The organism is Arthrobacter sp. 10T413_2 (genome assembly GCF_056394205.1).
The window spans coordinates 1-12345 of record NZ_JBFTHK010000127.1 but is presented as its reverse complement, the minus strand read 5'-3'; the positions used below and the strand labels follow the sequence as shown (position 1 = coordinate 12345).

The following is a 12345-nucleotide window of genomic DNA, read 5'->3' as shown; positions in this document are numbered from 1 at the left end:
CACCAGATGAAGAAGCTCACCCTCGCGGACCTGAAAGCCTTCCGCGACCACCTGCGCATCCCCATCTCCGACGACMAGCTCGAAGCCGACCCCTACCGGCCCCCGTACTACCACCCCGGCCCGGACGCCCCCGAAATCCAGTACCTCATGGAACGCCGCCAAGCCCTCGGCGGCTTCGTCCCCGAACGCCGGCCGGACCACGCACCCGTGGAGCTTCCCGACCCCAAAACCTATGAAGTGGCCAAGCGCGGCTCGGGCAAGCAACGGGCCGCCACCACCATGACCTTTGTGCGCCTGCTCAAGGACCTGCTCCGGGACAAGAAGTTCGGACACCGCATTGTCCCGATCGTTCCGGACGAATCCCGGACCTTCGGCATGGACGCGTTCTTCCCCTCGGCAAAGATCTACAACCCGGACGGCCRGGGCTATCTCTCCGTGGACCGGGACCTTGTCCTGGCCTACAAGGAATCAGCCCAGGGCCAGCTGATCCACCCGGGCATCAATGAAGCCGGGGCCGTGGCCGCGTTCACGGCCGCGGGCACCTCGTACGCCACGCACGGCGAGCCGCTCGTGCCGATCTACGTGTTCTACTCGATGTTCGGTTTCCAGCGCACCGGCGACTCCTTCTGGGCCGCCGCGGACCAGATGACCCGCGGGTTCATCATCGGCGCCACGGCCGGCCGCACCACCCTGACCGGTGAAGGCCTGCAGCACGCCGACGGCCACTCCCCCATCCTGGCCTCGACCAACCCGGCCGTCCTCACCTACGACCCCGCGTACGGCTACGAGATCGGCGTGATCATGCGCGACGGCCTGGAGCGGATGTATGGACCCGACTCCGAAGACCGGAACCTGATGTACTACATCACGGTCTACAACGAGCCGATCTTCCAGCCGGCCGAACCCGAGAACCTCGACGTCAACGGTGTGTTGAAGGGCATCTACCGGGTGTCGGCGTCGGAGGTGGCCGGGCCGAAGAGCCAGATCCTCGCCTCCGGCGTGTCCGTCCCCTGGGCCCTCGAAGCCCAGCGGATCCTCGCCGAGGACTGGGGCGTCTCCGCCGATGTGTGGTCCGTGACGTCCTGGAACGAACTGCGCCGCGACGGGCTCGCCGCCGAGGAAGAAGCCTTCCTCAACCCCGGCCAGCCCGCCCGCGTCCCGTTCGTGGCCCAGCAGCTCGCGGACGCGACCGGTCCGATCGTGGCAGTGACCGACTACATGAAGGCCGTGCCGGACCAGATCCGCCAGTTCCTCCCGCACCAGTTCGCCTCGCTCGGCGCGGACGGCTTCGGCTTCTCCGACACCCGCGCCGCGGMACGCCGCTACTTCAAGAACGACACCCACTCGATCGTGGTGAAGACCCTGCAGCTGCTCGCGGCGAGGGGCGACGTCGAGGAGGGMGCGCCGTCGTACGGCATGGACCGCTACAAACTCCTGGACGTCAACGCCGGGACCACCGGCGGAGCGGGCGGCGACGCCTGAGCATGGCGTCAGGGGGCGCGCGTTAGGGTGGGCAGATGAGCGACAGCGGAGCACCGGGCACGACGGCGGTGCTGCTTGCCGCAGGCGCCGGCACGCGGCTGGGGCTCGGCCCCAAGGCGCTGCTCCGGTTCCGCGGCCGCAAGCTCGTCGAAGTGCTCGCTGACGTGCTGCTGCAGGGCGGCTGCCGGGAAGTGGTGACAGTGCTCGGCGCGGACGCGGCAACGGTCCGCGCCGCCACCGACCTCAGCCGGCACAAGGTCATCGAAAACCCGGACTGGGAGTCCGGGATGGGCAGCTCCTTCCGKGCCGGGGTTGCCGCGGCGGCTCCGGAGGATCACGTGCTCATGGCGCTCGTGGACCAGCCCGGCCTGAGCGCCGGGACCGTCGCCCGGCTGCTGGYGGCCCACCGGCCGGGCCGGGTGACGGCGGCCGCCTACCGCGGCCCGCAGGGCAAGCTGCGGCGGGGGCATCCGCTGCTCCTGGATGCCAGTCTTCGCGCTGCGGCCGCGGAAACGGCGACCGGCGACGCCGGGGCGCGTGTCTTCCTGCAGGCCCACCCGGACCTGGTTGATCTGGTGGATTGCAGTGACTTCTCCGGCGGTGAGGACCTCGACACCCCGGACCAGCTGCACTTGCTCGATTGAGGTCAGGCACAGCCGCCGGCGCCCACCACAACCCTCACAGTCAGATACKGCCCAAGAAACCCCACAGCATGGGCGTGCCTGACCCCGCGTTGGTCTTAGCCGGAGGTGCCCAGCAGCTCCTGCAGGCCGCGTTTGAATCCGGACCGGCCGCCGTGGGCAGGATGCCTGATCTTCGGCGCGTCCAGGCCGCTCCGCTGCAGGCTGCGGTGCGCCACATTGCCCACCGCCACCACGGTTTCGATGGGAAACAGCTCTGTCAGCGCCTGCCAAAACGGGGTTCCGAGGGCTGCTTCGGCGGATGTCGGGGTGCGGTTGGACAGCGGCCGACCTGGCATGTGGGTATGCCACGGGCAGGCGCTCCATAACAGGGGAAGGAAGTCCAGCTCGGCCAGGACTTCCCACATCACCGTTGCGGTCGGCTCCGCTGCGACCCCGGCGGCCTCCGCCGGCAGCACGTAGCCCTTTCCCGGCCCGAAGAGCCCGAAGCCGTCGGCGGGCCCCTCCAACATGGCGCGGTTGGTGAAGGGCACGCCGGTGATCCGCATGCCCCGGAAACCGGGCGCCTCACCCACCAGCAACACCTGAGGGGAGCGGTCCAGCATCTCCTGCAGATAGAGACCCAGGTTCTGCCGGCGCTGCGCGTTCCCCGGGATGGCGTGATCGAAGAAGTTGTTGCACCAGGGCCCTGTTTCCACCGAAGCGAGCCGGTCAATGAAGGCATTGATGGAGGATGCAGTCATTCCATGCCCGTTCCGTTAACAGCTGGTAGGTCAATCAGAATATCCGGCCCGCTTCGCCGCCGGCATGGGCTTCCTTGCCGCCTTAGCATAGGGACATGACGGACATGACCATCTTCACGGTGGGGCACTCCACTCATCCCATCGACGAATTCATCGGCATCCTGAAGGCGCACGGCGTCAAGAAGCTGATCGATGTCCGCACCGTCCCGAAGTCGCGGCACAATCCGCAGTTCAATGGGGACGCCCTGGCCGCGAGCGTGCGTGCCAATGGAATCACCTACCGGCGGATGGAATCCCTCGGCGGGCTGCGGCACCCCAAGAAAGACAGTACCAACGGTGCTTGGCGAAACGCGTCGTTCCGGGGGTACGCCGACTACATGCAGACCGAGGAATTTGCAGCGGCCATCGCCCAGCTGATGGAACGCGGGCGRACCAACAATTTGGCGGTCATGTGCKCCGAAGCCGTCCCGTGGCGCTGCCACCGCTCTCTGATCGGTGACGCGCTCCTGGTCCGGAATGTCGGGGTGCTGGACATCATGACGGAAAAGTCTGCCAAACCCCACACCCTGACYCCCTTCGCACGCGTTGAGGGAGTGCGGGTGTGGTATCCGGAAGGCTAATCCGTGACTGTCCATACAAGAGCTGCTACCAGCGGGGGTGGATCGATTCGCGGAAGTAGCGGTCATAGATTTCCCGGACGCCGACGTCGAAAGTTGCGTCAATGCCGCTGACGCCCGCGGCGGCGGCGTTGGAGCGCGCCTGGTCTACGTTCCGGGCCCCCGGGATCACCGTGCTGACGCCGTCCTGCGCCGCGATCCAGGCAATCGCGGCCTGGGCGGTGCTGACGCCGTCGGGCACCAGTTCCTCGAACTCAGCCACTGCTTTGAGGCCCTGTTCAAAGTCCACACCGGAGAAGGTCTCCCCGACGTCGAAGGCGGAGCCGGTGCGGTTGTAGTTCCGGTGGTCGTTCTCCGCGAAGGACGTGTCCTTGGTGTACTTGCCGGAAAGCAGCCCGGAAGCGAGCGGCACGCGGGCAATGATGCCCACACCGGCTGCCTGTGCGGCGGGAAGAACCTCATCCAGGGGCTTGAGCCGGAAGGCGTTGAAGATGATCTGCACGGTGGCCGTGCCCGGGTGACGGATGGCTTCCAGCGCCTCGTCGGTGCGCTCGACGCTGACGCCGTAGTTCCGGATGGCRCCGTCGGCCACGAGGGTGTCCAGTGCGTCGTAGACTTCGGCGCTGCTGTACACGGCGGTGGGCGGGCAATGCAGCTGGACCAGATCCAGGCAGTCCATCCCCAGGTTCCGCCGGGAGCGGTCCGTCCATTCGCGGAAGTTGGCCAGGTTGTAGTTTTCCGGCGCCTGTTCCACCCGCCGGCCCATCTTGGTGGCCACGGTGATGTCCAGACCGGGGTTGTCCGCCAGGAACGTTCCGATGGCCTGCTCGCTGCGCCCGTCGCCGTAAACGTCGGCGGTGTCGAAGAAGGTGACGCCGGCTTCCGCCGCGGCGGCGAGAACGGCCTGCGCCTGCGCGGGGTCCACGTTGCCCCAGTCCGCGCCAAGCTGCCAGGTCCCCAACCCGACGATCGACACGTTCCGTCCGGTCTTGCCCAACATTCGCTGTTCCATCATCCGACTATAGGCCGTCAGGGCTGTCGAGGGAGGGGACMAGCCCGGCTTCCTTCAGGCCCAGGTAGATCTTGTCGCGGGAGATGGGCAGCTCGGAGAACCGTAGGCCGGTGGCGTTCCGAATGGCGTTCGCGAGCGCCGGCGCCACCGGGTTGAAGGGGCTCTCGCTCATGGACTTGGCGCCGAGCGGGCCCAGTTTGTCGCTGGTGTCGGCGAAGTACACCTCGCTGCGCGGCACGTCAGCGAAGGAGGGGATGTGGTACTGCCGGAGGATGTCCGTGGTGACCCGGCCGGCGTCGTCCACCCTGACTTCCTCGTACAGCGCGGCGCCCAGGGCCTGCGCGATGCCGCCTTCGATCTGGCCGCGGCACTGGCGCGGGTTGACCACCACGCCGGCGTCGGCCGCCTGGACGCTTTGCAGGATCCGCAGCTCACCGGTCCCGGTGTTCACGGCCACCCGGAAACCCTGGACGTTGAACGCCACGGAGCGCGGCGTTCCGCCCCAATGGCCCTCGGCGGCGAGTTCGACGCCGGCGCGTTCGGCGGCGTCGTAAATTTCCGTCAGCGGCACCCGGGTTCCCTCGCAGACTACGGCGTCCGTCTCCAGCACGCATCCGGCGGCGGGGATCTGCCGGAGTCCGGCGGCGAAGGCGCGGATGCGCACGGCGAGGTCCTCGGCGGCGGCGAGGGTGGCCTTCCCGGCCACCACGGTGCCTGCCGAGCCGAACGCACCGGAGTCGTGGTCGACGAGGTCGGTGTCGGACTGCCGCACAGTGACGCGGGCGGCGGTGGTGGACAGGGCGGAGGCGGCGAGCTGGGCGTGGACGGTGGTGGTGCCGTTGCCGAATTCGGCMGTCCCGACGGCGGCGGCGTAGGTCCCGTCGGGCAGGAGCCGGAGCCGTGAGTGGGCAAAGTGGCCGCGCGGCGGGACGGTGTCGATCATGGACAGGGCGGAGCCCTCCCCCGTGACCCAGCCCGGGCCGAGGTCCTCGAGTCCGGCGGCCCGGTAGCGTTCCCGGCCGCGGTCCAGAGCATCCTGCACCAGCCGGGTGCACTGGTCCAGGCCGTAGCTGCCGTAAAGCACGTCCTCTTCGGGGTCAGGCTGGGTGGAGAGCATGTCGTCGCCCTCGCGGACCATGTTGCGGCGGCGGAATTCCATGGGGTCCATGCCGATCCCGGCCGCGAGCTCGTCCATGCCGGATTCGATGGCGAAGATTACCTGGCTCAGCCCGTAGCCGCGGAACGCGCCGGACGGCACCGTGTTGGTATACACGGCGTGGGCATCCACTTTCTTGTTGGCGCAGTTGTACACGGCCAGGGATTCGCCACAGCCGTGGAACATCACGCCCACGGAATGGTTGCCATAGGCGCCGGCGTTGGTCAGCACGTCCAGTTGCAGCGCCGTCAGTTTGCCCTCGTTGCTGGCGGCGGCCTTGAGGTGGATAGTGAACGGGTGCCGGGTGGTGGCGGCCGTGAACTGCTCGGTGCGGGTGAACTCAAGCTGCACCGGGCGTCGCAGTTTCAGCGCGGCGAGGGCCACGATGTCCTCGGTGAGGACTTCCTGCTTCCCGCCGAAGCCGCCGCCAACGCGGCCGGCCACCACCCGGATCCGTTCTTCCGGCAGGCCGAAGACGCGGCCCAGGGTGCGCCGGACCAGGARGGGCACCTGGCTGGAGGTGCGGACCTGCAGCCGTCCATCGTCATCGATCGAGGCGATGGCGGCGTGGGTCTCCAGTGCGGTGTGCTGAACCCGCTGGGTCCGGTAGGTCTGCTCGTGGATGAAGTCCGCGGTGGCGAAGGACGCGGCGACGTCACCCAGCTCGGAGTGCAGTTCGGCCACGACGTTCTGCTCCGGCCTGCCGATGCGGGCTGCGAGGGCGTCCTTGTMCCCGTGGATCGCCGGCGCTCCCGGGTGCATCGCGTCTTCGGGAGTGAAGACGGCCTGCAGGACCTCGTATTCAACGGCCAGGGCGCGGACTCCGACTTCCGCCGCGGCAACAGAAACAGCTACGACGGCGGCGACCTTTTGCCCGATGAACCGCACGACGTCGTCGAGGACCCGGGTGTCATCCGGGTCGTCGGTGTAGTGCTCGTGCTGAKCCGTGGAAAACAGCTGTGCCGGGGCGTCCTCATGGGTGAGGACGGCCACGACTCCGGGGACCTGCAACGCTGCGGACTTATCGATGGCGACCACCCGGGCGTGGGCGTGCGGGGAGCGCAGCAGTTTCAGGTGCAGGAGTCCGGGCATTTCGTCGGCGGGGACGTCCAGGGTGTAGCGGGCCTGTCCCGTGACGACGGCGAGGCTGGCGGGTGCCGGAACGTCATCGCCCATTTGTCCGGGACGCGGTGCCGGCTGGCTTGGTCCGGCGACCCCGGATCCCGGACCTGCGGCGTCGGGGTGCCCCTCCGGCCCGCAGACGGCGTCCTCGATGGCGCGGTAGCCGGTGCAGCGGCACAGGTTGCCCTTGAGGTTCCGCGGCAGGTTCGCCTTCTGCTCGTCGTCGAAGGTGGCCGCCGTCATCACCATGCCCGCCGTGYAGAAACCGCACTGGAAGCCCTGCCGGTCCAGGAACTGCTGCTGCATCGGGTGGAGTGCGGCGGTCCGGGCGGCGCCGCCGCCGGGAGTGTCAGGTCCGCCGGGGTCACAGGTGGCAGCCAGCCCTTCGATCGTGGAGACGGCTCGTCCCTCTGCCCGGACGGCCGGGTAGATGCAGCTGTGCACCGGGGTTCCGTCCACGTGGACCGTGCAGGCCCCGCAGTCGCCGCCGTCGCAGCCCTTCTTGACGCCGAGGGCGCCCTGTTCCCGCAGGAACGTCCGGAGGCACTGGCCCGGCCGCGGGCTGTCCGCTGCCGCAGTCCCGTTGACAACGATGCGGCTGCTGTCGGTGMGGCTGGTGTCGTTGGCCATGATCAGCGCCCTTCCTGCTGTGGCTGTTCCGGTGTTGGCGCGGTGGGGCCGGGAGTGCGCCTTGGCGGCCAGAAGTCGCCGGAGACTCGGGCCGGGGCAACCCCTTCAGGCGCAGCCAGCTCCGCMCGGATTTCCTCTGCGAGCCGGTACGTCATGTCCTTCCGCCAGGCCGGCAGCCCGTGGATGTCATCGTGATAGAGCACGTCCGGGATCGCAGCCTCGAGGGCGGCGGCCAGGGCCGCCGCCGATGGGCCTGCTCCCCGGGCCGCCGTGATGCGCAGCTGCACGGGCCGTTTGGTGGCCGCCGTGACGGTCAGGACCAGTGTGCCGTCGGCGTCGGACCGTCCGATCAACAGCACGCCGGACCGCCCCAGGTTGCTCAGAGACAACCGGCGGAAGGCCACCCTTGAGGACAGGACCGACGCCGGGAGGTGGATGCTGCGGAGGAGCTCGCCGGCGGCCAGACAGTTCTTCGCGTCCCCCGTAACGAACTCGGCCACCGGCACGGTGCGGCTGGCGCCGCCGGGGCCGACGCCGCCGGGGCCGAAAATGGTGRCCGTGCCGTCGAGCGCGGCACAAAGCGAGATCATGGGGCCGGCCGGCAGCGAGGTGCACAGGTTGCCGCCCACTGTGGACATGTTCCAGACCTTGAAGGAGGCCACAAAGGAGTCGCAGCAGGGACGGATCAGGTCCAAGGCCGGCCAGGCGGCTGCGCGGGGGACCACTTCCCCCCGGTTCCTCCCTGCAACAAGGGCCAGCGCGTCCGAATCCGGGAGTGCGTACAGTTGTGCAACCGTGCACGTGGCCGCGATCTCGATGCCCGAGTCGGTCACCGTGAGGGCGGGCCAGTTGGTGGCGCTGAGGTCCAGCAGCCGCCGGAGCGGCTCCTTGCCGAAGGCGAAGCTGCCGTAAGAGAACAGGACGGTGCCGCCGGCCAGCCAGGCATCCCCGATGCGCCACTCGCCGGGATCCCCGGTGCGGACCACCGCTTCGATGGTGTTCATATCCATCGTGTCTCCTGGTGCTGCCGGGGTGAGCGGGTCAGGGTTGCGGCTTGCGGGGCCGCGGAGCMGCCGCCCCGGTGGTGGATCGGACCCGCACCGTCCTTCAGGGACATGCACTGGGCCGAGGGACTATTTGACCGGGACATTCCGGCCGAAGCTGTGCCGCCGCGGTCCGGGCCGTGTCCGCGGCGCGCCAGGACCTCCGCCATGATGGAGACTGCCACCTCGGCCGGCGTGACGGCTCCGAGGTCGAGGCCGATCGGCGAATGCAGCCGGGACAGCTCCCCGGCGGGCACCCCGGCGGCGAGGAGGGAATCGGCCCGCTGCTGGTGGCTGCGCCGCGATCCCATCGCACCTATATAGGCCACCTCGAGTCCCAGAGCGGTTTCAAGCAGCGGAATGTCGAACTTGGGGTCGTGTGTGAGGATGCAGACCACGGTTCGGGCGTCGATCCTTCGCGCCGCGGCTTCCTGCGCGAGGTAGCGGTGGGGCCACGCGGTGACCACCTGGTCGGCGCCGGCGAACCTGTCCTGGGCCGCGAAGGCCGGGCGGGCATCACAGAGCGTCACGTCGTATCCGAGTAGCTTGGCGGCCGGCAGCAGCGCCGCGCCGAAGTCGTTGGCGCCGAAGATCAGCAGCCGTGCCGGCGGGCGCCGGCTCTGCACCAAGAGGGTTATAGGCTCGTTGTTCGTGGCCGGAGCCTCCCGGACGCCAGCCGCCGGTCCGGAGGCCCGCTCGGCTGCGGGGCCGGACAGGCAGCCGTCCTGCGGGGCGAGCCGGACCAGGCCGGTCYGTCCCCGGCGCAGCAGCGGCTCCAGCTGGGCGGCTGCGGCCTGCACGAGCGCGCGGCCCGCCGGGCCGCCCCCGCCGGACAGGCCCAGCAGCAGGGCCAGCTCGGGGCAGGTTTCGGCCTGGTAGGCGGCGGGCTCCGGGATAACGACGGCGCCGCCGCCGTGCGCGTCGACCCTGCGGATCAGTGCCACAGGCATTGCGGGTCCGCGGGCTCCAAGGGCGGCCAGGCTTTCACGCTGCAAGGTGCCTGGTTCCGTACCCAGCGGTTCGATGTGGATTTCCAGTTCGCCGCCGCAGGTGAGCCCGGCGGCGAACGCGTCTTCGGCGCTGTAGCCGAAAACTTCACGGCGGGTGCCGCCGTCGCGCATGGCCTCCAACGCCGACTCCACCACGGCACCTTCGACGCAGCCGCCCGACAGGCTGCCCAGGACCTCGCCGGCCTCGGACACAATCATGGACGTTCCGAGCGGCCGGGGAACGGAACCTGCCGCCCCTACCACTGTGGCCACGGCGCACCGCTGCCCGCTGACGGCGGCCTGCCATTCCTGCAATGACGGCATCAGTTCCAGCATTGCTGCCCCCTCTTTCCCGGTGCGGCGATGATGTCCATATTCTTGTGCCCGTCATGGGCCGGTGGAAGGACCTTAGTAGTCAATTCGGGAATCAAGGGCATTCCATGTTGTGAAGGGTTCCAGGACGGCCGGCGCCTGCGGKTCGTGAAGTTCCAGTTTGCCCACAGGCATCAGGGCGTCGCGCTGGTCGTTTTCGAAGAATTCATAGAACACGGCGTCGTCGAAACCCACGGACGCGGCGTCATGCCGGTCCGCGGCGAAGACCACCCGCGAAACCCGCGCCCACAGCGCGGACGCCAAGCACATGGGGCAGGGCTCACAGCTGCTGTAAAGGATGGCTCCKGTGAGGGCGAAGGTGCCAAGTTCGCTGCACGCGCGGCGGATCGCGGTGACTTCGGCGTGCGCGGTGGGGTCGTTCAGGGCGGTGACGCGGTTGACGCCGTCGAACGCCTGTCCGTCCGCGGTGACAACGACGGCACCGAACGGTCCGCCGTTGTTCAGGACGTTGGCCGTGGCCAGCTCAATGGACCTGGCCAGATATGCCTKGGCTGTGGCGGTGGCGCTCATGATGCGGCTCCCTTTGTGCTGTGGAAGCCGGTCCGACGAATGGGACGCAATGACCAGTCGCGACGGTTACCAGGCTTCAGCGCGTGCTTTTGAAGGTGTACTTGCGCCTGGTAGATAGCTTCTCCGGAGACCGGGGCCCGCCTTTGGCAAAATCCAGACTAGCAGCGAAACGTGAGCTGCGCCATGTATTTTTGGAATCTTGGTTTCGTGATGTGAAATTCTGATTTCCGAGTTTTCACACTGCGCACTGTTGACGGGCACGCCTCCGCCAACCTAGCCTGATCTCCAACCGGCGCCTTGAGCCGGACGCCTKGATCAGCAGACAGGCCCACACTGAGCTGGCCTTCGTCCCTACGCTCAGACAGGAAACCTGCCATGCCCACGCGCCCCTCCGGCTCCCGCCTTTGGATCCGCAATCCCCTTGGAGCTTTCACCGCCAACGCCCTCGACGCCTCGGGCGGAATCGTGGTGAGCGGCGGAATCATCGTCGAAGTTCTGGCCGCCGGCCAGCAGCCGTCGGCACCGTGCCAGGAAACGTTCGACGCCGGCAACCACGTCCTGCTGCCCGGTCTGATCAACACCCATCACCACTTCTACCAGACGCTCACCCGAGCCTGGGGCCCGGTGGCAAATGCCCCCTTGTTCCCGTGGCTGCAGAAGCTATATCCGGTATGGGCGCGGCTCACCCCCCGGGACCTGGAGCTGGCAGCCACCGTTGCCCTGGCAGAACTCCTGCTTTCCGGCTGCACCACGGCCGCGGACCACCACTACCTCTTCCCCTCCGGCCTGGAAGACGCCATCGACATCGAGGTCCGCGCGGTCCGGAGGCTGGGAATGCGGGCGACCCTCACCCGGGGGTCGATGACCCTCGGGGAGGACGACGGAGGCCTGCCGCCGCAGTCCACCGTGCAGGCGGCGGACGTCATCCTGACGGACAGCGAGAGGCTCATCGGCGAGTACCACGAACGGGGCGACGGCGCCGTCATCCAGATAGCCCTCGCCCCGTGTTCACCGTTTTCCGTGACGCAGGAGATCATGTCCGACAGCGCCGCCATGGCCGAGCGTCTGGATGTCCGGCTCCACAMCCATCTCGCCGAGACGCTGGATGAGGAGGAGTTCTGCCGGGAKAAATTCGGACTGCGCACTGTGGAGTACCTGGACAGTGTCGGCTGGCTCAGCGGCAGGACCTGGCTGGGGCACGGCATTCACTTCAGCGACGCCGAGATTGCGGCGCTGGGAGCCGCAGGGACCGCCGTCGCACATTGCGCCACCTCCAATATGCGGCTGGCATCGGGCACCGCTCGGGTGATTGAGCTTGAGGATGCCGGCGTCCCGGTGGGACTGGGCGTGGATGGTTCGGCGTCGAACGATGCCTCAAACATGATCCTTGAGGCGCGGCAGGCACTGTATCTGCAGCGCCTGCGGTACGGCGCCCAGGTGCCGGTGGAACGGGCCCTGGGGTGGGCCACCCGGGGGTCGGCCGCGGCCCTCGGCCGGCCGGACCTGGGCCAACTGGCGCCCGGGATGCAGGCCGACCTGGCCCTCTTCCGGCTTGACGAACTGCGGTTCTCCGGCAGCCACGACCCGCTGGCCGCGCTCTTGCTCTGCGGGGCGGACCGGGCCGACCGCGTCATGGTGGGTGGCCAGTGGCGCGTGGTCGACGGGCAGATTCCAGGGCTGGATATCGCCGGGCTCATCGCGGAGCACTCGGCGGCCGCGCGGAAACTAGTGGGCGGCTAGGGAAACTAGCCGGACGGACACCGAAGCGCGGCCGGACGGGACAGCGTCAGGGGCGCCGGCGTCCGAACACAGGCAGCATCCGGAACCAGCGGGAGATGCCGCCGGATTTCCGCTCATGGTCGGCCGGGATGTAGAAGTCCGGGTCTGTGCCGCCGAACGGCAGGTACACATCTTGGCCGGCGGCCGGAAAATCAGCGGCAGCGCCMTTATCCTGCGGGTCCATCGGTTCCTCCTCGTTCCCGGCGCGGCCCCCAGTCCCTCAAGGGC

Annotated in this window: 11 protein-coding genes; 4 read left to right on the top strand and 7 right to left on the bottom strand. The window is 68.6% G+C overall.

Annotated features, from left to right (window positions below; all coding sequences use genetic code 11):
- Both AC1DBQ_RS17010 and nboR read left to right on the top strand, forming a co-directional pair.
- A partial coding sequence (locus AC1DBQ_RS17010) for a transketolase-like TK C-terminal-containing protein (RefSeq protein WP_476929631.1) occupies positions 1-1482 on the top strand: 1482 nt, incomplete at its 5' end.
- A 35-nt stretch (positions 1483-1517) separates the two neighbouring features.
- The gene (nboR, locus tag AC1DBQ_RS17005; RefSeq protein ID WP_476929630.1) at positions 1518-2126 is read left to right on the top strand and encodes a nicotine blue oxidoreductase; all 609 of its coding nucleotides are present in this window, start codon (positions 1518-1520) and stop codon (positions 2124-2126) included.
- A gap of 95 nt (positions 2127-2221) precedes the next feature.
- Here the strand turns inward: nboR and AC1DBQ_RS17000 are convergent, their stop codons facing one another.
- The gene (locus tag AC1DBQ_RS17000) at positions 2222-2866 is read right to left on the bottom strand and encodes a uracil-DNA glycosylase (RefSeq protein ID WP_476929629.1); all 645 of its coding nucleotides are present in this window, start codon (positions 2864-2866) and stop codon (positions 2222-2224) included.
- A 95-nt stretch (positions 2867-2961) separates the two neighbouring features.
- Between AC1DBQ_RS17000 and AC1DBQ_RS16995 the strand changes: the two genes are divergently transcribed.
- Positions 2962-3486, top strand: a complete 525-nt coding sequence (locus tag AC1DBQ_RS16995) for a DUF488 domain-containing protein (protein WP_476929628.1) — start codon at positions 2962-2964, stop codon at positions 3484-3486.
- A 25-nt stretch (positions 3487-3511) separates the two neighbouring features.
- On the opposite strand, the gene AC1DBQ_RS16990 is transcribed toward AC1DBQ_RS16995, so the two are convergent.
- The 5 genes from AC1DBQ_RS16990 to AC1DBQ_RS16970 all read right to left on the bottom strand — a co-directional run bounded on the left by AC1DBQ_RS16990 (position 3512) and on the right by AC1DBQ_RS16970 (position 10338).
- Positions 3512-4495, bottom strand: coding sequence for an aldo/keto reductase (locus AC1DBQ_RS16990; RefSeq protein ID WP_476929632.1), 984 nt, complete (start codon positions 4493-4495; stop codon positions 3512-3514).
- Positions 4496-4502: 7 nt separating this feature from the next.
- On the bottom strand, positions 4503-7403 hold the full coding sequence (locus AC1DBQ_RS16985; protein ID WP_476929627.1) for a molybdopterin-dependent oxidoreductase: 2901 nt from the start codon (positions 7401-7403) through the stop codon (positions 4503-4505).
- A 2-nt stretch (positions 7404-7405) separates the two neighbouring features.
- Positions 7406-8413, bottom strand: coding sequence for an FAD binding domain-containing protein (locus tag AC1DBQ_RS16980; RefSeq protein WP_476929626.1), 1008 nt, complete (start codon positions 8411-8413; stop codon positions 7406-7408).
- Positions 8404-9771 (bottom strand): XdhC family protein, encoded by a 1368-nt coding sequence (locus AC1DBQ_RS16975; protein ID WP_476929625.1) that lies wholly within the window; start codon positions 9769-9771, stop codon positions 8404-8406. The genes AC1DBQ_RS16980 and AC1DBQ_RS16975 overlap by 10 nt, the downstream gene beginning before the upstream one ends.
- A 72-nt stretch (positions 9772-9843) precedes the next feature.
- The gene (locus AC1DBQ_RS16970; RefSeq protein ID WP_476929624.1) at positions 9844-10338 is read right to left on the bottom strand and encodes a nucleoside deaminase; all 495 of its coding nucleotides are present in this window, start codon (positions 10336-10338) and stop codon (positions 9844-9846) included.
- A 375-nt stretch (positions 10339-10713) separates the two neighbouring features.
- Here AC1DBQ_RS16970 and AC1DBQ_RS16965 point away from each other — a divergent pair, with 375 nt between their 5' ends.
- Positions 10714-12078: an 8-oxoguanine deaminase gene (locus AC1DBQ_RS16965; RefSeq protein ID WP_476929623.1), complete on the top strand. Its 1365-nt coding sequence runs from the start codon at positions 10714-10716 to the stop codon at positions 12076-12078.
- 46 nt (positions 12079-12124) lie between these two features.
- On the opposite strand, the gene AC1DBQ_RS16960 is transcribed toward AC1DBQ_RS16965, so the two are convergent.
- Positions 12125-12301: a hypothetical protein gene (locus AC1DBQ_RS16960; protein WP_476929622.1), complete on the bottom strand. Its 177-nt coding sequence runs from the start codon at positions 12299-12301 to the stop codon at positions 12125-12127.
- Between the last annotated feature and the right edge of the window lie 44 nt (positions 12302-12345).

Coding starts and splice junctions, on each gene's coding strand:
- AC1DBQ_RS17000 (WP_476929629.1), bottom strand. CDS start 2,866: ATGACTGCATCCTCCATCAATGCCTTCATTGACCGGCTCGCTTCGGTG.